General features: G+C 56.3%; 22 protein-coding genes and 1 tRNA gene. 11 read left to right on the plus strand and 12 right to left on the minus strand.

Annotated features, from left to right (window positions below):
* Nucleotides 1-63: 63 nt before the first annotated feature.
* The 3 genes from cydX to ABIE61_RS00085 are packed head-to-tail and all read right to left on the minus strand — an operon-like array spanning nt 64 to nt 2,920.
* The gene (gene cydX, locus ABIE61_RS00075) at nt 64-162 is read right to left on the minus strand and encodes a cytochrome bd-I oxidase subunit CydX (protein WP_206834746.1); all 99 of its coding nucleotides are present in this window, start codon (nt 160-162) and stop codon (nt 64-66) included.
* A gap of 13 nt (nt 163-175) precedes the next feature.
* Complete coding sequence (gene cydB / locus ABIE61_RS00080) at nt 176-1,318, minus strand: cytochrome d ubiquinol oxidase subunit II (RefSeq protein ID WP_354405838.1); 1,143 nt, start codon at nt 1,316-1,318, stop codon at nt 176-178.
* A gap of 21 nt (nt 1,319-1,339) precedes the next feature.
* Complete coding sequence (locus tag ABIE61_RS00085) at nt 1,340-2,920, minus strand: cytochrome ubiquinol oxidase subunit I (protein ID WP_091826561.1); 1,581 nt, start codon at nt 2,918-2,920, stop codon at nt 1,340-1,342.
* Nucleotides 2,921-3,197: 277 nt separating this feature from the next.
* Between ABIE61_RS00085 and ABIE61_RS00090 the strand changes: the two genes are divergently transcribed.
* From ABIE61_RS00090 to ABIE61_RS00105, 4 genes are read left to right on the plus strand one after another with little or no spacing between them, the layout of a single operon-like run.
* The gene (locus ABIE61_RS00090) at nt 3,198-4,547 is read left to right on the plus strand and encodes a sigma-54 interaction domain-containing protein (RefSeq protein WP_254775015.1); all 1,350 of its coding nucleotides are present in this window, start codon (nt 3,198-3,200) and stop codon (nt 4,545-4,547) included.
* A gap of 44 nt (nt 4,548-4,591) precedes the next feature.
* On the plus strand, nt 4,592-5,347 hold the full coding sequence (locus ABIE61_RS00095) for a hypothetical protein (protein ID WP_354405840.1): 756 nt from the start codon (nt 4,592-4,594) through the stop codon (nt 5,345-5,347).
* Nucleotides 5,340-5,891, plus strand: coding sequence for an elongation factor P hydroxylase (locus ABIE61_RS00100; protein WP_254775014.1), 552 nt, complete (start codon nt 5,340-5,342; stop codon nt 5,889-5,891). The genes ABIE61_RS00095 and ABIE61_RS00100 overlap by 8 nt, the downstream gene beginning before the upstream one ends.
* Nucleotides 5,884-6,414, plus strand: coding sequence for a hypothetical protein (locus tag ABIE61_RS00105; RefSeq protein WP_354405842.1), 531 nt, complete (start codon nt 5,884-5,886; stop codon nt 6,412-6,414). Before ABIE61_RS00100 ends, ABIE61_RS00105 begins: the two co-directional genes overlap by 8 nt.
* A 33-nt stretch (nt 6,415-6,447) precedes the next feature.
* On the opposite strand, the gene ABIE61_RS00110 is transcribed toward ABIE61_RS00105, so the two are convergent.
* From ABIE61_RS00110 to ABIE61_RS00120, 3 genes are read right to left on the minus strand one after another with little or no spacing between them, the layout of a single operon-like run.
* On the minus strand, nt 6,448-6,912 hold the full coding sequence (locus ABIE61_RS00110) for a copper chaperone PCu(A)C (RefSeq protein WP_354405844.1): 465 nt from the start codon (nt 6,910-6,912) through the stop codon (nt 6,448-6,450).
* Nucleotides 6,913-6,916: 4 nt separating this feature from the next.
* Nucleotides 6,917-7,534, minus strand: a complete 618-nt coding sequence (locus ABIE61_RS00115; RefSeq protein WP_091826553.1) for an SCO family protein — start codon at nt 7,532-7,534, stop codon at nt 6,917-6,919.
* The gene (locus ABIE61_RS00120) at nt 7,531-8,019 is read right to left on the minus strand and encodes a hypothetical protein (protein WP_354405846.1); all 489 of its coding nucleotides are present in this window, start codon (nt 8,017-8,019) and stop codon (nt 7,531-7,533) included. The genes ABIE61_RS00115 and ABIE61_RS00120 overlap by 4 nt, the downstream gene beginning before the upstream one ends.
* 159 nt (nt 8,020-8,178) lie before the next feature.
* Here ABIE61_RS00120 and ABIE61_RS00125 point away from each other — a divergent pair, with 159 nt between their 5' ends.
* Nucleotides 8,179-9,033, plus strand: a complete 855-nt coding sequence (locus ABIE61_RS00125; protein WP_354405848.1) for a diguanylate cyclase domain-containing protein — start codon at nt 8,179-8,181, stop codon at nt 9,031-9,033.
* A 7-nt stretch (nt 9,034-9,040) separates the two neighbouring features.
* Here the strand turns inward: ABIE61_RS00125 and trpB are convergent, their stop codons facing one another.
* Nucleotides 9,041-10,243, minus strand: coding sequence for a tryptophan synthase subunit beta (gene trpB / locus ABIE61_RS00130; RefSeq protein ID WP_354405849.1), 1,203 nt, complete (start codon nt 10,241-10,243; stop codon nt 9,041-9,043).
* Between the two features lie 108 nt (nt 10,244-10,351).
* Nucleotides 10,352-10,522, minus strand: coding sequence for a hypothetical protein (locus ABIE61_RS00135; protein ID WP_254775013.1), 171 nt, complete (start codon nt 10,520-10,522; stop codon nt 10,352-10,354).
* Nucleotides 10,523-10,708: 186 nt separating this feature from the next.
* On the opposite strand from ABIE61_RS00135, the gene pdxB reads away from it, so the two are divergent.
* From pdxB to ABIE61_RS00150, 3 genes are read left to right on the plus strand one after another with little or no spacing between them, the layout of a single operon-like run.
* The gene (gene pdxB / locus ABIE61_RS00140; protein ID WP_354405851.1) at nt 10,709-11,887 is read left to right on the plus strand and encodes a 4-phosphoerythronate dehydrogenase PdxB; all 1,179 of its coding nucleotides are present in this window, start codon (nt 10,709-10,711) and stop codon (nt 11,885-11,887) included.
* Complete coding sequence (locus ABIE61_RS00145) at nt 11,884-12,600, plus strand: flagellar brake protein (protein WP_354405853.1); 717 nt, start codon at nt 11,884-11,886, stop codon at nt 12,598-12,600. Before pdxB ends, ABIE61_RS00145 begins: the two co-directional genes overlap by 4 nt.
* Nucleotides 12,597-13,718, plus strand: coding sequence for an ATP-NAD kinase family protein (locus ABIE61_RS00150; protein WP_354405854.1), 1,122 nt, complete (start codon nt 12,597-12,599; stop codon nt 13,716-13,718). Before ABIE61_RS00145 ends, ABIE61_RS00150 begins: the two co-directional genes overlap by 4 nt.
* A 64-nt stretch (nt 13,719-13,782) precedes the next feature.
* On the opposite strand, the gene htpX is transcribed toward ABIE61_RS00150, so the two are convergent.
* Nucleotides 13,783-14,673, minus strand: a complete 891-nt coding sequence (gene htpX, locus ABIE61_RS00155; RefSeq protein WP_354405855.1) for a protease HtpX — start codon at nt 14,671-14,673, stop codon at nt 13,783-13,785.
* A gap of 175 nt (nt 14,674-14,848) precedes the next feature.
* On the opposite strand from htpX, the gene ABIE61_RS00160 reads away from it, so the two are divergent.
* Entirely contained in the window at nt 14,849-15,325 is a 477-nt protein-coding gene (locus tag ABIE61_RS00160) for a 3'-5' exonuclease family protein (RefSeq protein WP_354405857.1), read from the plus strand.
* Between the two features lie 3 nt (nt 15,326-15,328).
* Here the strand turns inward: ABIE61_RS00160 and ABIE61_RS00165 are convergent, their stop codons facing one another.
* Together ABIE61_RS00165 and ABIE61_RS00170 are read right to left on the minus strand one after the other, a co-directional pair.
* Nucleotides 15,329-15,697, minus strand: a complete 369-nt coding sequence (locus ABIE61_RS00165) for a hypothetical protein (protein ID WP_354405859.1) — start codon at nt 15,695-15,697, stop codon at nt 15,329-15,331.
* 93 nt (nt 15,698-15,790) lie between these two features.
* Nucleotides 15,791-17,005, minus strand: a complete 1,215-nt coding sequence (locus ABIE61_RS00170) for a pyridoxal phosphate-dependent aminotransferase (RefSeq protein ID WP_091826538.1) — start codon at nt 17,003-17,005, stop codon at nt 15,791-15,793.
* Nucleotides 17,006-17,195: 190 nt separating this feature from the next.
* On the opposite strand from ABIE61_RS00170, the gene ABIE61_RS00175 reads away from it, so the two are divergent.
* Nucleotides 17,196-17,864 carry a DNA-3-methyladenine glycosylase I gene (locus tag ABIE61_RS00175; protein ID WP_091826536.1) on the plus strand — a complete coding sequence of 223 codons (669 nt, stop codon included), beginning with the start codon at nt 17,196-17,198 and terminating at the stop codon, nt 17,862-17,864.
* Here the strand turns inward: ABIE61_RS00175 and syd are convergent, their stop codons facing one another.
* Complete coding sequence (gene syd, locus ABIE61_RS00180) at nt 17,865-18,449, minus strand: SecY-interacting protein (RefSeq protein ID WP_354405861.1); 585 nt, start codon at nt 18,447-18,449, stop codon at nt 17,865-17,867.
* A gap of 221 nt (nt 18,450-18,670) precedes the next feature.
* Between syd and ABIE61_RS00185 the strand changes: the two genes are divergently transcribed.
* Nucleotides 18,671-18,747 (plus strand) — tRNA-Asp (locus ABIE61_RS00185).
* Nucleotides 18,748-18,798: the final 51 nt, after the last annotated feature.

Raw genomic sequence — 18,798 nt, forward strand, 5'->3', positions numbered from 1 at the left:
CGGGCGATAAAAAGGCGCCTGTGCGGGGCGCCTTTGGGGAGAGATGATTATAGCGTCAGCGAATCATTCGCTGTCGATGTCCTCGGCCTCAAGCCACATCACGTTGATGATGCCGAATGCGCAGGCCAGAAGCACACCGAGAATCCAAGCGAAATACCACATGGCTGAATCTCCTTTAGTAGGATGAGTAATCGTTGTCCTGAATGTATTCCACTGAAATTTTGGCCCACAGGGAGCGGTAGCACCACAGGGTGTAGCCCAGAACGGTTGGTACGAAGATGATGGCGGCGATGGTCATCACATTCAGGGTCAGGTGACTGGAAGCAGCGTCCCACAGGGTGAGGCTGGAGTTCGGGCTCAGGCTTGATGGCATCACGAACGGGAACATGGAAACCCCCGCAGTGGCAATGATACCGGCCAATGCCAGTGCGCTGAACAGGAATGACCATCCTGTGCGCCCACGTCCTGCCATGAGGAAGACGCCAATCAGACCGGTGAAACCAGTGATGGGTGCCAGCATGCTGAGCGGGTAGAGACTGTAGTTGCTCAGCCAGGCGCCGGCTGCGACTTCAACTTCCTTGGCCAGCGGGTTGGGCAGTGCATCCAGTGCTGGCTGGCTGATGATGCGATAACCATCGATGCCCATGCTGAGCCAGATGCCAGCCAGCGCAAAGGCCACCAGTGTCACCACGGACAGCAACTGGGCATAACGCTGGGCGCGCAGCTCTACCTCGCCGTGACTGCGCAGCTGTACCCAGACGGCGCCGTGCATTGAGAGCATTGCTAGGCTCACAACGCCGCAAAGCAGGCCGAAGGGGTTGAGCAAACCGAACAGATTGCCGGAGTAGCTTGGGCGTAAAAACTCGTCATGCTGAAAGGGCACACCCAGCAGCAGATTGCCAAAGGCCACACCGAAAACCAGTGAGGGAACGACACCTCCGGCAATCAGCCCCATATCCCAAGCCTTGCGCCATTTGGTATTGGTCAGTTTGGAGCGGTAGTCAAAACCGACCGGGCGGAAAAACAGGGCAAACAGCACCAGCAGCATTGCCCAATAGAAGCCCGAGAAGGCTGCGGCATAAACCGCAGGCCAGGCAGCGAACAACGCGCCACCAGCGGTAACAAACCAGACCTGGTTGCCTTCCCAGTGTGGGCCTACCGTGTTGATCACCACGCGGCGTTCGTCATCTGTCTTGCCCAAAAAAGGCAGCAGGGCACAGGCCCCCATATCGAAGCCGTCTGTAATGGCGAAGCCGACCAGCAACACGCCAACCAGCACCCACCAGATCAGTTTCAGTGTTTCATAATCGAATAGCATCGTATCTCTCCTCTTGCCTGATCAGGCCTTGGCCGGCTCGGAAGCGGATTGCTCATCCTGCTCGTGGTGGTAGCGGCCGGTTTGCAGGCTGCTGGGGCCGATGCGCGAGAATCTCACCATCAGGTAGATCTCAACAATCGCCAGCAGGGTGTACAGCACGATAAAGGCGGCCAGACTGCCCAGCAGGTCAGCTTTGGTCAGTACCGATGGTGCAACGAAGGTGGGAAGAATCTCACCGATCGCCCATGGCTGACGGCCATACTCGGCAACAAACCAGCCCATCTCGTTGGCGATCCAGGGTGCTGGAATGGAGAACAATGCCGCTTTGAGCAACCAGCGTTTGGTAAAGGCTGTGCGCTTGGCAGTGAAGTAGAACGCGAGTGCAAATACCAGCAACATCCAGAAGCCACTGGCGACCATGATGCGGAAGGCCCAGAACATCGGTGCAACACTTGGGATTGTATCCCGGGCGGCTGCCTGAATCTGTTCTTCAGTGGCATCGACCACGTTTTCGGTATACCGCTTGAGCAGCAAACCGTAACCCAGATCGACTTTGACGCGATCAAATTCGGCCTCAAGCTCTTCGGTCACTTCACCATTGCGCAGTTTCTGCAGTACCTCGTAAGCGTAGATGCCGCGGCGGATACGGGCTTCATGCTCAACAATCAAGTCACGGATGCCAGTGACCTCTTCATCCAACGACCGAGTCGCGATGATACCCATCACATAAGGGATTTTGACGGCGTAGTCGGTGTTCATGGTCTCATCATTCGGCATGCCGAACAGGGTAAAGGCTGCCGGTGCCGCTTCGGTATGCCATTCAGCTTCGATTGCGGCCAGCTTGGTTTTCTGTACGTCACCCAGCTCATAACCGGACTCATCGCCCAGCAGGATCACTGACAGAATAGAGGCCAGACCGAAAGCGGATGCGATCGCGAACGAGCGGCGTGCAAAAGCAAGGTCGCGCCCCTTAAGCAGGTAATAGGCACTGATGCCCAACACGAACATGGCTGCGGTGACATACCCTGCTGAAACGGTATGAACGAATTTCACCTGCGCCACCGGGTTGAGGAACACTTCGGCGAAGCTGGTCATCTCCATGCGCATGGTTTCGTAGTTGAACTCGGAACCGACCGGATTCTGCATCCAGCCGTTGGCCACCAAAATCCAGAGTGCAGACAGGTTTGAGCCCAGTGCGACCAGCCAGGTCACCATCAGGTGCTTGACCTTGGACAGTCGCTCCCAGCCAAAGAAGAACAGGCCGACAAAGGTTGATTCAAGGAAAAATGCCATCAGGCCTTCGATCGCCAGCGGAGCGCCAAACACATCGCCCACGTAATGCGAGTAGTAAGCCCAGTTGGTACCGAACTCGAATTCCATGGTTAGACCGGTAGTGACCCCAAGCGCAAAGTTGATGCCAAACAACTTGCCCCAGAATTTGGTCATGTCCTTGTAGATCTGCTTGCCGGTCATGACGTAAACCGACTCCATGATGGCAAGCATGAATGACAGTCCCAGCGTCAGCGGGACGAATAGGTAGTGATACAGTGCCGTTATGGCGAACTGTAGCCGGGAAAGATCAACGATTTCCTCAGTGATCATTACCAGTCTCCTGTTGCAGGTTAAAACCGAGTGCGTAATGCATCTGCCTGCAATAATGCAGGACCTGTGCCATATATTTCATTTTGTTTGTAATGGGTAACGTTTTTGCATAAGTCAGTATTCATCAAGTGTAGATCACAATAGTGACTGGAGTTTTACGCTGATTTTGGCGCTTATGGAAGTGACAAAGTGTCGCGGAGCGTCAATAATGTCAGTCGTTGATGGCGTGGCTGACATCTGTGGCGGTAGGGCTTTAGGTGAAATATGGAGGTAGTCGATGCAACAAACCGGGCCGTTTGATCCTGCGACAATGCTGGAAGCAATACCCGAACCGGCAGCATTGCTGTCGACTGAATACCGAGTAATGGCAACCAATCAGTCTTACCGTGCCCTTTATGCGGGTGAGCGGGAGGTGATTGGCCGCACCTGCTATGAGGTGTCACACGGTTATTCGGTGCCCTGTGACCAGGCGGGGGAATCCTGCCCGTTGAAGGAATGCCGTCAGAGTGGTCAGCGTCAACGTGTATTGCATCTGCACAACACGCCCTATGGTGACGAGCATGTGGATGTGGAAATGATGCCGCTGACCGATGCGCGCGGGCGCCTGACCGGGTTTCTGGAAGTGATGCACCAGGTACGCGAAGCGCGGGCGCAGGTCAGTGATCAGGAAGGGCTGGTTGGGCGTGCGCCTGCCTTTACTCGCATGTTGTCATTGATCCATCGCGCGGCGCCCAGTGAAATCACTGTGCTGTTGCTGGGCGAGTCCGGTACCGGAAAGGAGTTGGTTGCGCGTGCCTTGCATGAGAGCAGCCCGCGTGCGCGTGCGCCATTCGTAACAGTGGAGTGCTCCGGCCTGAGTGAAGGGTTGTTTGAAAGTGAGTTGTTCGGTCATGAGCGGGGGGCGTTTACCGGTGCCGTCAGTCGCAAGAAGGGGCTGGTGGAAGCGGCCCGAGGTGGCACGTTGTTTCTGGATGAGATTGGCGAAATTCCGCTCAGTCTGCAAGTCAAACTGTTGCGTTTGATCGAAACCGGCAGCTTTCGGCCCGTGGGCAGTGTTGAGCCACAACATGCCGATTTCCGGCTGGTCTGTGCGACTCACCGTGATTTGCGTCAGCAGGTGAGAGAAGGGCTGTTCCGTCAGGATCTTTACTATCGGATTTCAGCGTTTCCGGTACCCTTGCCGGCGTTGCATGAGCGTATAGAAGATCTGCCATTGCTGACGGCGTCGCTGCTGCAACGTCTGCCGGGCGGAGTGGGGGTGACGCTGGCTGCGCAAACGCTCGACCTGCTGCAGCACTACGCCTTTCCGGGGAATATCCGTGAGCTGCGCAACATTCTTGAGCGCGGGATTCTGCTGGCCGATGATGGTGTTATTCAGCCGGAGCACTTGCCACAGGAATGCCTGGAGATACAACCGCTGCCGCAGCAGGATCTGGATGCGTTGCCGCTGATGCCACTGGATCAACTTGAAAACCGCTATCTGGAGCAAGTCAGTGCCCGCTTCAGCGGTGAACGTCGGGAGCTGGCACGGCGCCTGGGAGTCAGTGAGCGTACCCTGTATCGCAAGCTGCAGCGTTTGCAATTGGGCCATGAAACGGACTCGGGCAATGCTGATGCCGGCGGCTAGATCGGATAAGATAACTACACATTTTACGGTGACCCGAGGCTAATGTGCGCATCATCAAATTAATTCCCTTGCTGTTGAGTGCCCTGCTTTTGGGGTGTAATGCCACCAATCAGACGCGGCCGGAAAGCGCCTCTGACGAAGCCCCACAAACTCAGCAGGTGCGTGATGGTGCAAGGGCAGAAGCCTCTGGCGGTCAATCTGCCAGCGAAGATCGCTCACGTCCCGAACAGCAGCCACCTGCTGCACCAACGATTTCGAGCCAGTCCCAGTTTGATCAACTCAGTGGTCGCCTGACGCTCATTCAGGAGCAGATGCTGCAACTGCGCTCCGATAATCAGCGTCTGCAGGAGCAAAACCAGATGGTGCTCAATCGCTTGCAGCTGATCAGCAGCAGTACTGCAGCTACAAGTGAAGTGGATGTTGAATCTGAAGCCTCGGGAACAGCTGCCAATGGTAGTGAACAGCTGGATATGGCGATCGGGCAGCTGATGCAGGTGTTGAATTCGCTCGACAATACCGGTTCCTCGGACGGTGAATATGCACTCGGCACGACCTATACACGCAACGGCGACTGGATTCTGCTGCGTTACCACCGACTGAACGGTTCGACCTGGCTTGCGGACAGAGGTGAATGGCGTCCGCTGCAGGAGCAGCAAGCGCCATCGCAAGGGGACTATAAAGTGCTGCTGCACCGAGCGGACCAGGATCGCAAAGGGTATGTGGCGGTCAGGATTGATCGTAACACCGGCAGTACCTGGTGGCTCAACGATACCCGCTGGCAGGAGTACATCAGTGACTGAACCGGATTACCAGCCGCTGATTCGGCTGTTCAACCGCCTTTTTCTTCTCAGCTACAACACTGAACTGGTAGCGGGTGACGATGAGCCGATCTATCTGCCGGCCGATCAGGTTCATCCGCATCATCGCATCATCTTTGCGCATGGCTTTTATGCCAGTGCGCTGCACGAAATTGCACACTGGTGCGTGGCGGGTCCCGAGCGTCGTCTGCTGGAAGATTTCGGTTACTGGTACAAGCCGGATGGTCGCACTGCGGATGAACAGGCCGAGTTCGAGCGTGTTGAAGTGCGTCCACAGGCCTATGAGTGGATCTTCAATATGTCCGCCGGACGCAAGTTTCACTTCAGTGCCGATAATCTCAGTGCCGGTATCGGTGCCAGCGATGGCTTCAGGCAGTCGGTACTGGCTGAGGTGCAGATGATACTGCAGCGGGGGTTGCCGCCGCGGGTCAGAACGCTGGTGGAAGGACTGCAGCAAGAATATGGCACTGAACCCCTTCAGCCGGAACAGTTCTGCCTCGAACATGACGAGTGTGAATATGCGTAACCTGATGATTCAGGCAACCGACTGGGCCAGTTGCCTGCCGGATGCGTCATGTGAACTGCCAAATCAGGAGCGGTTGCTGACGCTTGAGTGTGCCCGCTCTGACCAGTTTTACTACCAGCGCCTGGCGCTGAGTCGTGGGGCTGAGGTGTTCTGGTATCTTTATGCCTGGAATGAAGACGCCAGCTGGGTGCTGGGTGTATTTGATACCGCTGGGCAGGCAGACTTTTTTCTGGCTCTGCACACTGACAATCCGCTGAAAGTGCCTGCACTGGAGCTGCCTCGGTCAGGCCCGCCCGTAACGGTGGACGGCGGGAAGCTGACTTATGCGGATTATGCCGGTGTTTACCGGGTAGGCTTCAAGTCGTATCGGGTTGAGACGGACAAGCTGGATCCCGAACTGCGCAGCATGCACTATGTGGAAGGTTACAACAGTCAATTTTTGGGTGTGGCAAGCGAGAAGGAAGCCTGCCTGGCAATTTACAGCCATTTCGATGCACGCTTGCGCGGCTGCAAGATGTGCTGAACCGAAGCCTGCCGGCTCCGGTCCATTCCGGGCTCAGTGGCTACCGTGTTTTTGCTGTTGCATCTGCATGCCGGCCGGCATCGCCATTTGTACAGGAACTTCAACCTGCTGTTGGCTGCCATCTGCATATTCAAGGCTGAGGTCGATCTGACTGCCGGCCTGCAGCGGTTGCTTCAAGCCGATCAGCATTACATGCAGTCCACCGGGTTGCAGTACAGTAGTTTCTCCGGCGGGCAGTTCAATCTTCCCGATTTTGCGCATGCGCATTACACCTTCGTCATTGGTGTGCGTGTGCAGTTCAACCACGTCTGCCACGGATGACTTGGCTGCGACCAGCGCGGTTGTCTCGCCCTTGTTGACCAGTTGCATGAATGCGGCGCTGTTAGGCTGGCCCGGTGGTGTGGCGCGGGCAACAGGTTGTTCAACGCTGATATCGGCGGCAAAGGCCATGGAGCTGCTCAGGCAAAGGGCGGTCAGCAGAGTCGACAATCGAGTCATGATGTTATCCTTGTTCGGCGAGAAGTTGTTTAAGGTGCAGCGTTAGTTCATCCGGGGTGCTGTTGTGCAGCAGTGTGTCCACCAGCTGTCCTTCGCGATTGATCAGATAAAGCCTTGATGAGTGATCCACTGCATATCCCAACGCAGAATCACGCATCTCTACGCGTCGATAGAAAGCGCCATATTGTTTCACCACCCTGTCGATTTCACTCTTGTTGCCGGTAACACCGATCAAGCGTGGTGAGAAGAAAGCGGTGTATTGTGCCAGCTTCTCGGGGGTGTCTCGCTCCGGGTCAACACTGATGAAAATGCCCTGTACCTGTTCGCGCTGAGTGTCATCCAGGTTGCGAAGTGCCTGGGTCAGCACGGCTAGAGCAGTGGGGCAGACATCCGGGCAGGAGGCGTAGCCGATATATACAACGGCAACCTGCCCCCTGAAGTCGGACAGGGATACCGGCCCCGTGGCAGAAGTCAGGGTGAAATCGCCGCCAAGGCGGGTATCGCCCTGTGCAATGCGTGTCTCGACTGGCTGTGGCCGCAATACGAACGCGAGCGTAAGCCCCGCCAGTAGAAAGGCGGTCAGTAACAGCAATATCTTGAGTGTTTTCAGCTGTGTATTCATCGGGCATTGAACTCGAATCGGGCCTGTTTCTGCCCGGTGGCCGTTTCAAGCATCAGCAGAAGGTACCAGCGCATCTCGCCGGTGGTGCAGATGGCGAGTTCGCTGCGTCCGCGCCATAGGTTGCTTTTACCGGGTTCAGCTGTGAGGTTGAAACGGTTCTGTCCCATATACATATCTACCCCCTGCAGCTCTGCATTAACTTGGGTAATATCCCGTTCACCCTGTACCTTCAGAAACAGCTCGAACGGCAGTAATGACCGCAGAGGTCTCGGTGTTGCTTCAAGCTGCATCAATACCCCGTCCAGTTCAAACTGGCACGGCCCCTGTTGCAGGTCACAGTCCACTGTTTGGGCATGCGTCCCACTGCTGAGGCTTTCTTGGATCAAGCGTGCACCCAGCCAGAAGCTGGCCAGCAGGCCGATCATCAACAGTGCCATCAGCAGTGGCTTCAGCCAGTCCATGGCAGTATCGGTGCGCGTATTCATTCGAGCTCCAGTTTAGGTGAGCAGGGGTAAGCCGTGAAGGTGACAAATTGTCGCACCTGATGGCCTGACAGGTCGAGACAATCTGGTCAGATGGCGCAGGATTGGTTATCGTGTCAGGCCCGACAGACTTTGTAACAACCAGATCAGGAAAGCCCCCCAATGAGTGCCAGCAGCACAGAACAAAAAACAGTACAGGCTGTAAACCCGCAACACCTGTATGCCCTTATGGACCAGTTGCCGGAGCTGATTCTGGTCCTGAGTCTGGATGGAACCTGCAGCTGGTGTAATCTTGCGTTTGCGCGTCTCACCGGCAAATCTCGTGAAGTGCTGCTGGGCAAGGCCTACCCGTTGCCTGTCTTGCGTGAACTGATGGTGACGGACGAGCGCAAGGATCTGGAGCGCTGGCTGGAGGTGCCTGATTCCAGCCCACGTCTGATTCGATTCGAGGTGACCCCCGGAGTCGGCGATGACGAGGCGATCGATTCGGTTCTGATTACTGGGCGTGACATGACACCGTTGTACCGCCTGCAACATCCGCTGGCACCTTTGAGTGAGGACAACTTGCCGCCGGCAGCAGACATGAAGGTGCGGGCACGCCTGGAGCATTCCCTGCAGCGTGCCCAGCGGGCTCAGGAGTATGTTGTGTTTCTGTCGCTTCAGCTCAGCGGACAGCAGCCGGAGCAGGGACAGGGGCGCTATAACAGCAGTCTGAAACGGATGTCGCAGGTGTTGCAGGAGCAGATCCGCAAGGGCGATACGCTGGCGCGGCTGGACTCAGGTGCCTGGCTGGTGGTGCTGGAGCAGATCGACTGCCCGGAAGCCATTGAGCGGGTGATCAACAAGCTGGCGGCGTCCCTGGAACAGATGCAGCAAGCGGATCTGCCGGGGCTGTGCATCAATATCGGCGTGGCGGTCAGCCCCGATGATGGTCTTACCGCAGACGAGCTGATCGACCGGTCAGAGCAGGCGCTGCATCGGTCGATCATGCTTGAAGAGCGGGTGTATTACTTCTGAAGGGGCGTTACAGCCCCAGTTTCTGTGCTACGTAGTCCGCGTCTTTATCGCCACGGCCTGACAGATTGACCAGAATGCACTGTTCCGGGCTTAGCTCTGGGGCCTTGCGCATCGCCCAGGCAACGGCATGTGAGCTTTCCAGTGCAGGAATGATCCCCTCCACACGGGACAGGGTCATGAAAGCATCCAGGCATTCGTCATCGGTGGCGGTTTCATACTGTACCCGACCCAGGTCCTTCAGATAGCTGTGCTGCGGGCCAACACCCGGGTAGTCCAGGCCTGATGCGATGGAGTGTACCGGCATCGGTGTGCCATCTTCCTGCTCCAGCACATAGCAGCGCATACCATGGATTTCACTGGGCTTGCCCAGAGTCATGGTGGCGGAGTGCTTGTCGGTATCCAGACCAAATCCGGCGGGCTCAACGCCGACCAGGTTGACTGCATCGTCTTCGAGGAAGGCCGTGAACATGCCGATAGCGTTGGAACCGCCGCCGACGCACGCCGTGACATAATCCGGCAAGCGGCCTTCACGCTGCTGGAACTGTTCACGCGCTTCCTTGCCGATGATGCTCTGGAAATCGCGCACCATTTTCGGGAAGGGGTGAGGGCCTACCACTGAACCGATGGCATAAATGAAGTTGTCAGGGTCTTTCAGATATTCTTCAAAGGCGCTGTCGACAGCGTCTTTCAAGGTGGCGGTGCCGCGCGTCACAGGAATCAGTGTGCAGCCAAGAATTTTCATCTTGACCACGTTGGGGTGTTCCTTTTCGATATCGACCTGACCCATGTGAATTTCGCAGGGGATGCCTACCAGTGCACAGGCGGTTGCCAGTGCAACACCGTGTTGGCCGGCACCGGTTTCGGCGATTACCTTGGTCTTGCCCATGTATTTGGCCAGCAGGGCTTCCCCCAGGCAGTGATTGATCTTGTGAGCACCGGTGTGGTTGAGGTCTTCGCGCTTGAGGAAGATGCGTGCTCCACCCAGTTTCTCGCTCAGGCGGCGGGCATAGAATACGGGGCTTGGACGTCCGACATAGTCGGTGAACAGATCGGCCAGTTCCTGCTGAAATTCGGGCTGGTGGCGGATCTCTTCATAGGCATGGTCAATCTCATCCATCACCTGCTTCAGCTCGGGCGGAATCAGCTGGCCACCGTATTCACCGAAGTAGCCGTTGGCGTCGGGCATCTGGGAAAACTCGAATCTGCTCATACTCTCTCCATGCGCTGAGGCATCTGGCTGCCATCAATCAGTCATATTGGTGCGGTCAGAGACTATAAAACGCAGGCGTGAGGGTGCCAAGGCTGAAGTGATAAAAACTCAACTGAAATCAAAGCCCAGTTGTTCTTCATGGGCGGCTGTACGGCGATAGCCTCGTTGACGTTGTTCGCGGCTGATCTGGCGCAGTAACTGCAGCGCTGCCTGATAGGAGGGGGTCAGGGTCTGGTGATAGCACTTCGGCGTTAACCGGTTGCCCTCGCATTGGGTCACGACCCAATCGCCAGCCAGATCACGGTAGATCCGGACAACAAGAAAATCATGATTTTTCTGCCAGCGCACAACCAAGGAAGCGTTACCGTTCAATGACCCGAAGGGGGGATAGTCTTATAATGGGGCGCGTGATTGAGCCTGATTCACTGGCATTTGTAAAGCCCCCGGCCTGATAAGGATAGGAACTTGAAGACAGCTGAACTGACAATTGTGGCCGATGAGAACATGCCTGCGCTCGATTCCCTGTTTGGCGGTCTGGGTCGTCTTGTACGCCGCCCCGGCCGGGAGCTGTGTCGTGATGACCTGGTGGCTGCGGATATACTGTTGGTGCGTTCGGTGACGCAGGTGAATGAAGCGCTCCTCGCCGATACGCCGGTGCGCTTTGTGGGCACGGCCACCATTGGCACGGATCATGTTGATCTGCCCTGGCTTGAGCGGCAGGGTATTGGCTTCAGCAGTGCGCCGGGCTCCAACGCCGACTCGGTGGTGGAATATGTGCTCAGCAGTCTGTTGCATCTGGCCGGTGAACGGGGATTCGATCTGTTTGACAAAGTGGTCGGCATTGTAGGGGTCGGTAATGTGGGTGGCCGGCTGCAGCAGCGGTTGGAAACCATGGGTATCGAAGTGCTGTTGTGTGACCCGCCGAGGGTTGAGCGGGAAGGGGAAGCGGGCTTTGTTGATCTTGCCACGTTGTTGCAACAGGCTGATATCGTCTCTCTGCATACACCACTGGTCAGGTCAGGGCCCTGGCCAAGCTGGCATCTGTTTAACGCTGAAACACTGGCGTTGCTGAAACCGGATGCGATTCTGCTCAATACCGGCCGTGGGTCGGTGATCGATAACCGAGCGTTGCTGGCGTTCAAGCGGCAGCGTCCTGACGTGACGCTTGTACTGGATGTGTGGGAGCATGAACCTGAAGTTGATCCGCAGCTGGCGGCACTCTGTGCCGTAGCGACGCCGCATATTGCCGGCTATGCGCTGGATGGAAAGATACGGGGCAGCTGGATGCTCTATCGTGCGCTGTGTGAGTATCTTGGTCGGCCTGTGACTATTAAGCTGGAGAAGATATTGCCCGCCGCCGAGGTGGAATTCCTGGCGCTGTCACTGGATGCCGACCTGCTGACACCGGTGCGGCTGGTGTATGATCCCTTCCGGGATGATCGAGCCCTGCGCGCTACGTTGTCCCTGTCACCTGAACAGCAAGGGAAAGCATTCGATCAGCTGCGGCGCATGTATCCTGAACGCCGAGAATTCGCTACCCTGCGCGTTTCTGCCAGTGGAGTGCTTGAGCGTCAGCTGGACGCATTGGGCTTCACTATCGATAACCGCTTGGGACAACTGCAACAGACAACAGGTAACGCATGACCGATATGTCCGCCTTCTTGCCAGGCAAAACACTGAAAACGCTGGCTGAACTGAATCCGGTGATCGGTGAAAAGGTACGCTTGGAAGTGCGCTCACCACGTCAGCGTTTTACGGTGCAGCTGATTGGCCTGAAGGAAAATCAAAGCCTGTTGGTGACGGGCCCGAAGCCGTCCGGCTCGGGGCTGGTACATGCAGGAACCCGTTTTACCGCTCGGCTGATGAGTGGCAATTATCTGTGTACCTTCGAAACACGCCTGTTGCAAATCCAGTCGCAACCGTTTCACTACTGGCATCTGGCCTACCCGCAGCAGGTCGAATTGAAAAAGGTGCGCCAGCACACCCGTGTAGCAATGAATCTGACTGTCAGGATTGAAGCGGATGAGTTTGCGCTGCCCGGCTCAAGCCCGGCCATTACGGCCTGCTGCCGTGACCTAAGTCTGTCAGGTGCGCGTATTGATGCTGCCCGTATTCTCGGTCAGCCCGGTGACTCGCTCTATGTTACCGCACGAGTCAGTGTGGCCGGTATGGATCATATGCTGTTACTGCCGGCGCGTATCTGCAACCAGTATCAGTCTGCTGCTGGACTGCTCAATGCCTTCAGTCATGGTATTGAGTTCATCGACCTTGAGGAGGAGACACGTCTGATTCTGGCGGGCTTTATTTACCAGCAGCAGTTACTGGATACCGGCTACCTGGAGGAGATGGAAAGATGAGCTTCAGGCTGGGATTGATCATTAACCCGTTGGCCGGTTTGGGTGGCAGTGTGGCGCTTAAGGGGAGTGATAATGTTGCTGCACGTGCGCTTGAGCTGGGAGCGGTCCCGCGTGCCATTGAGCGTACGCGTGTCGCGCTGATGGCTGTCCAGGGCATGGAGATTGAAATACTGACCTGGGACGGTGATATGGGGGCTGATCTGGCGCGTGAGCTGGGCTTTGTCACCCGGGTTATCGGTAAGCCACAGACCGATCCCAGCACCGCTGATGATACCTTGGCTGCGGCGCGAGCCCTGAAAGGGTCAGGTGCTGATCTTATCCTGTTTGCAGGAGGTGATGGGACTGCGCGTAATGTCTGCGAAGCGGTGGACGATACGATTCCGGTACTGGGTGTTCCGGCGGGAGTCAAGATTCACTCCGGTGTCTACGCGATTACACCTGCCGCCGCAGGAGAGTTGTTGGCCATGCTGGTGCGTGGTGAGCTGGTCAGCCTGGGTGGGCAGGAGGTGCGTGATCTTGATGAAGATGCCTTTCGTGCCGGGCGAGTACAGGCTCGCTTTTTTGGCGAAATGAACGTTCCGGTCGAGCACCGCTATCTGCAGCATGTTAAAAACGGCGGTGGTCAGGAAGATGAGCAGCTGGTGCTTGATGATATTGCCGCCGGCTTTATCGAGCAGATGGACGCGGACGTGAACTATCTGATCGGTTCCGGTACCACCGTGGCGGCCATCATGGATGCGCTTAGGATTGAGAATACCCTGCTGGGTGTCGACCTTGTGCGCAACGGCGAATTGATTGCGTCTGACTGTACTGCCCACGAGTTGGAGCGCTTAACGGCAGATCAATCAGTGCAGATCGTCATCACTCTGATAGGAGGGCAGGGGCACATCATCGGCCGTGGCAATCAGCAGCTTGGCCCTGAATTGCTCAGGCGTGCTGGTCGGGGCGGTCTCTATGTGGTGGCGACCAAAACCAAGCTGAATGCACTTGATGGGCGGCCGCTGATCGTTGACAGTGGTGACCCTGAGCTGGATGCTGCGCTGGCAGGGCTGATTCAGGTACATACAGGCTATCGCGATGCTGTACTTTATCCCGTTGCGAAACCGGTAAATCAGTAGTCATACGGACAACCTTCCCTGAAGCTGAAAAGGCGCCTGTCGAGGCGCCTTTTCGGTTTTGTCCCTAGCGGTCGATCTGCTTCAGGTGAGCAATACGATCATCCAGTGGCGGGTGGCTGGCGAACAGGGCCATGAATCCCTGCTTCATGTGGCTGCTGATGCCAAAGGCGGTCAGCTGACCCTCCAGCTGATCAGGCATGCCGTACTCGGCCTTCAGACGCTGCAGTGCACCGATCATGGCATGGGGGCTGGCCAGCTGTGCGCCGGCTTCATCGGCACGGTATTCGCGGCGGCGAGAGAACCATGCCACGATGGTGGAAGCAATAATGCCGAATATGATTTCGAACACGAATGTGGTGATGTAGAAGCCGATCCCAACCCCGCCACTCTGCTCGCCGCGGCGCAGGAAAGAGTCCACTGCATAACCGGCAATACGAGCAAAAAACATGACGAAGGTATTCACGACGCCTTGAATCAGAGCCAGTGTCACCATGTCACCATTCGCAACATGACCGATTTCGTGAGCCAGCACGGCGCGGATCTCTTCCGGGCGAAAGCGCTGCATTAGGCCTGCACTCACCGCAACCAGTGCATCATTTTTGTTCCAGCCGGTCGCAAAGGCGTTGGCCTGCTGTGCCGGGAAGATACCGACATCCGGCATTTTGATGCCCGCTTTCTGTGACAGCTCTGCAACGGTATCCAGCAGCCAGCGTTCCTGTTCGGTGCGAGGCTGTTCGATCAGCTGGGTGCGGGTCGACATCTTGGCCATCATTTTCGACAGCAGCAGTGAGATGATGGAGCCGGCAAAGCCGAACACGGCACAAAAGATCAGCAGTGAAGTCAGGTTAAGGCCCGTACCACTGAGGTAGTGTTCAACCCCGAGCAGGTTCAGCGTGACGCTGGCAACCAGAATGACAGCCAGGTTGGTGGCCAGAAAGAGTGCAATTCTCATCATGGTGGTTAAATGTTCCTGAAGTTGGGTTTGCCCATTAGATGGGGGTGTTGTGCGTTAGTTTCAATCAGTGCACTGTGCTGGACAAGAAAATTTTGCTTCCGCTTTTGCCTCCGAATCGCCACATAAATTGGTATCATGTGCACCCGTTTGGAACTTAAGCAGTTGGGAGCAGTGCGTGATCTGTATCGACCTTGAAGCCAGTGGTCTTGCCTCGGACTCCTATCCGATCGAGATTGCATGGGCCTGTGCCGAAACAGGTCGCAATGACAGCTTTCTGATCAACCCGGAATCTGTACCCGGCTGGACCTATTGGGATGAGTTTGCCGAAGAGCTGCACGGCATTGAGCCTGAGTTGCTTCAGCAGGACGGGATCGACGCGGACGAAGCCTGTCGGCGCCTGAATAAGGCACTTAAGGGTGAGGAAGTGATCAGTGATGCGTTTGATTATGATGGTTTCTGGTTGCGTCGGTTATATCAAGCCGTTGGCATGCAGCCTTCGTTTCGGCTAGTAGGGCTTGATGCCGTACTCAGCGGCGAGCAACGCATCCAGTATCAGTTCATCGCCCGTACCCAGTTTCGCAGGCATCGGGCGATGCGTGATGTGGAGGATCTGATCAGCGCCATTCGTACGGTGTTGTATGAGTCCCCCTAGCGCTCAGGAGTTGGCGACCTGCCGGTCGATCACGCCGCGAAGCTCTTCATAGGTATCCACGTTCTCGGGCGAGAAGTACAGTTTGTAGTACTGTCGCTCCACCAGGCGGCCCTTGTTGCCGTTGATGGTTTCCTTGTAGGTCGCGTACAGGTAGGTCATTTGCAGATGGATGACCCGTGTCTGCAATGGCAGCTCAATGTTGTGACCTTCCAGATCCTGACGTACCTTGCGATCCTTGATGGTATAGAAGGACGCTTCCGCAACCTGACTCAGGTTGAGCAGAAAGTTGGAGGTAACCGGAACCAGGCGGCCTTTCTCAAGACCGTTGTGTTCCATCTGAATACCGCAGTTTTTCTTGATCTTGATAAACATGATGACTCTCTGTCATGGGTGGGTCTGTCTTGAGTATATGTCATTCAGGTGACATTTTGCTGACAACCCGAGCGGGTTGCCAGCGGAGGTGCATCACTGCTCGTAGGTACGCAGGAAGCTGCCGATGCGTTCAATGGCGTCGGTGAGCAGGTCCTTGGAGGGCAGGAATACAAGCCTGAAGTGTTGGGTGTCAGGGTAATTGAAGCCGCTGCCCTGTACGATCAGCACCTTCTGCTGCTGCAGCAGATCAAGTGCAAACTTCTCGTCGTTGCGAATCGGGTAGCGTGCCGGGTCCAGTTTCGGGAACAGGTACATGGCGCCTTTCGGTTTGACACAGGATACGCCTGGAATGTCGTTCAGCATCTCCCAGGCCAGGGTGCGTTGCTCGTAGAGGCGCCCGCCAGGCACGATCAGTTCATTGATGCTCTGGTAACCGCCCAGTGCCGTCTGGATGGCATGCTGCGAAGGCACGTTGGCACACAGGCGCATGTTGGACAGCATCTCAAAGCCTTCGATCAGGTCGCGGGCACGGTGTTTCGGGCCGCTGATGATCATCCAGCCGGACCGGAAGCCGGCCGCACGATAGGTTTTGGAGAGGCCGTTGAAGGTGATGCACAACACGTCATCAGCCAGTGAAGCCAGTGAGGTGTGTTGCTCGCCATCGTAGAGGATCTTGTCGTAGATCTCGTCGGCAAACACGATCAGCTTGTGTTCGCGGGCCAGCTCCAGAATCTCCAGCAGCAGCGATTCCGGGTAGAGTGCTCCGGTGGGATTGTTCGGGTTGATGACGACAATGCCACGGGTGTAGGGGGTGATCTTGCTGCGAATGTCGTCGATGTCCGGGTACCAGTCCTGCTGCTCGTCACAGATGTAATGTACCGGGTTGCCACCGGCCAGGCTCACCGCCGCTGTCCAGAGCGGGTAGTCCGGAGCCGGAATCAGCATTTCGTCGTTATCGTTCAACAGTCCCTGCATCGACATGACGATCAGCTCGGATACGCCATTGCCGATGTAGATGTCATCAATGCCCACATTGCGGATATTTTTGCGCTGACACTCCTGCATCACCGCCTTGCGCGCTGAAAACAGGCCCTTGGAGTCGCAATAGCCCTGCGAGGCGGGCAGGTTGAGGATTACATCCTGCACGATCTCTTCCGGTGCTTCGAACCCCCAGGGGGCCGGGTTGCCGATATTAAGCTTGAGGATGCGGTGACCTTCCTCTTCGAGGCGCTTGGCCTCCTGCAGGACGGGGCCGCGAATATCGTAGCAGACGTTGATCAGCTTATTCGATTTGCGAATGACGGACATCTTCTCGTTCCTGAGCTCCAGGCGCGACGGGCGGGCGTATGCATCTGGCCGAGCGTGGCACTGACTGGACAGCAAATTTAAAGTGACCAATCATACGCGCTCGGTACTGGTCGTGACAATGGCGCCCCGGTCCCGCTTGAGCAACAAACTGATCTGTTTTCAGACCTGATTTGAACAGGAGGTGGTGTCCATGAAGAACTGGTCGGAACTGTGTGAGCAGGCACTTAATTTACATCCGGAACGAAGACTTGATGAAATACTTGGACCGTTGCCTTTGGACTCAATGACTCTGGCTGCGCTGAATGATGACAGGGTGTTTTCCGTAATGACCCGGCGCATCTTTCGCGCCGGCCTTAAGCACTCGCTGGTTGATGCCAAATGGCCGGCATTCGAGCAGGCCTTTTTCGGCTTTAACCCGGAAGCGGTAGAGGAAATGAGTGACGAGGCGCTGGAGCAGTTGATGCACAACCCTCAGCTGATTCGTCATTTTGGCAAGATCAAGGCGACCCGCGCCAATGCAGTGCTGATGACCGACCTGGCGCGTGAGTATGGCAGTGTCGCTGGGATGATCGCTCAGTGGCCGGAAGACAACATCATTGGCCTGTGGCAACTGTTCAAAAAGCGCGGCAAACAGCTGGGCGGCAATTCAGGTGCTTACTTTCTGCGCATGCTGGGCAAGGATACGTTCATTTTAACCGATGATGTAATCGTGGCGTTGAAGGCGCAGGGCGTGGTGGACAAAAAGCCTACCGCCCAACGTGACTTGGAACAGGTGCAGGAGGCTTTCAATCAGTTGCGAGAGCAGTCAGGTCGTCCTCTGTGCCAGATTAGTCGCTTGCTGGCACACAGCATAGGCTGATCAGCTCTCCACGTCTGGCAGTTTCAAAGGCGTCAGCTGATCGAGGAAGTCGGCCAGACTGTCGGAGATTCGCTCCAGCGGTGCCTTGCCGGCTCGTTCCAGCCAGATGCTGCCATCCGTGTTGTCGACGCTGAAAAAACGATCGGTATCCGGCTCCAGTGTGGCAAAAAACAGGGTGAGAGGGCGCTTCTGCTTCTGTTTGCTCAGGGCATGGCCGATCAGGTTGCCGCGCAGCCGCTCGAAATCCTCCCGGTTCCAGATCTGGAGCAGGCTGACTTCTCGCCCGTCGGGCAGCTGGGTCGGAATATGATCCGACCAGTAGCGGCTGTAGAAAGTGATAACGGAGGGGTGTATCGGTTGTTCAAACGCGTTGCTCAGTCCCTCAAACAGGTCTGTTCCGTCAGTATTGAGCACAGGGCGCCATAGTACCCGTACTCCAGTGGCGGCTTCCTGCTGGTAACAGGGGCTGGGCCAGTCGGGGTCGTATGGAGTGAGTGGCCAGCTATCGGGCTGGTGCAGATCAGTCAGGCGCTGCATGAATGCGTCCAACGCCCTTGCGGTATGATTATCGGCAACTGAAGTCATGGCTGTGCTTTCGATTGGTTTCTGATTTGGTCACACTCTGTCTTATGCCCGTCAGCGCTGCAAGCTGTCTGATCGCCTCGTTGAAACTCTATGCAGGTGGGCGGGCGGAAAATAAAAAAATCTCTGATAAACGATTGACAACGCAGGCGAACTCCTTAAAATGCGCACCTCATTCACGGGGTGAGTTTAAACGCACCGGTTTGTGAATGAATGAAGTAAGTGGAGCGGTAGTTCAGTTGGTTAGAATACCTGCCTGTCACGCAGGGGGTCGCGGGTTCGAGTCCCGTCCGTTCCGCCAACACTGAGAGAAGAAAGGTTAGAATACCTGCCTGTCAGCTCTCAAGGGATG

Origin of the sequence: Marinobacterium sp. MBR-111, assembly GCF_040547585.1 — a bacterium.
Lineage (GTDB): Bacteria > Pseudomonadota > Gammaproteobacteria > Pseudomonadales > Balneatricaceae > Marinobacterium > Marinobacterium iners.

Bases quoted from the DNA above. Each gene is read 5' to 3' on its own strand.
- ABIE61_RS00085 (WP_091826561.1), bottom strand. From the start codon at position 2,920: ATGATCACTGAGGAAATCGTTGATCTTTCCCGGCTACAGTTCGCCATA.
- cydX (WP_206834746.1), bottom strand. From the start codon at position 162: ATGTGGTATTTCGCTTGGATTCTCGGTGTGCTTCTGGCCTGCGCATTC.
- syd (WP_354405861.1), bottom strand. From the start codon at position 18,449: ATGACTTCAGTTGCCGATAATCATACCGCAAGGGCGTTGGACGCATTC.
- ABIE61_RS00150 (WP_354405854.1), top strand. From the start codon at position 12,597: ATGAGCTTCAGGCTGGGATTGATCATTAACCCGTTGGCCGGTTTGGGT.
- trpB (WP_354405849.1), bottom strand. From the start codon at position 10,243: ATGAGCAGATTCGAGTTTTCCCAGATGCCCGACGCCAACGGCTACTTC.
- ABIE61_RS00120 (WP_354405846.1), bottom strand. From the start codon at position 8,019: ATGAATACGCGCACCGATACTGCCATGGACTGGCTGAAGCCACTGCTG.
- ABIE61_RS00170 (WP_091826538.1), bottom strand. From the start codon at position 17,005: ATGTCCGTCATTCGCAAATCGAATAAGCTGATCAACGTCTGCTACGAT.
- cydB (WP_354405838.1), bottom strand. From the start codon at position 1,318: ATGCTATTCGATTATGAAACACTGAAACTGATCTGGTGGGTGCTGGTT.
- ABIE61_RS00090 (WP_254775015.1), top strand. From the start codon at position 3,198: ATGCAACAAACCGGGCCGTTTGATCCTGCGACAATGCTGGAAGCAATA.
- ABIE61_RS00175 (WP_091826536.1), top strand. From the start codon at position 17,196: ATGAAGAACTGGTCGGAACTGTGTGAGCAGGCACTTAATTTACATCCG.
- ABIE61_RS00110 (WP_354405844.1), bottom strand. From the start codon at position 6,912: ATGACTCGATTGTCGACTCTGCTGACCGCCCTTTGCCTGAGCAGCTCC.
- htpX (WP_354405855.1), bottom strand. From the start codon at position 14,673: ATGATGAGAATTGCACTCTTTCTGGCCACCAACCTGGCTGTCATTCTG.
- ABIE61_RS00115 (WP_091826553.1), bottom strand. From the start codon at position 7,534: ATGAATACACAGCTGAAAACACTCAAGATATTGCTGTTACTGACCGCC.
- ABIE61_RS00165 (WP_354405859.1), bottom strand. From the start codon at position 15,697: ATGTTTATCAAGATCAAGAAAAACTGCGGTATTCAGATGGAACACAAC.
- ABIE61_RS00105 (WP_354405842.1), top strand. From the start codon at position 5,884: ATGCGTAACCTGATGATTCAGGCAACCGACTGGGCCAGTTGCCTGCCG.
- ABIE61_RS00125 (WP_354405848.1), top strand. From the start codon at position 8,179: ATGAGTGCCAGCAGCACAGAACAAAAAACAGTACAGGCTGTAAACCCG.
- ABIE61_RS00145 (WP_354405853.1), top strand. From the start codon at position 11,884: ATGACCGATATGTCCGCCTTCTTGCCAGGCAAAACACTGAAAACGCTG.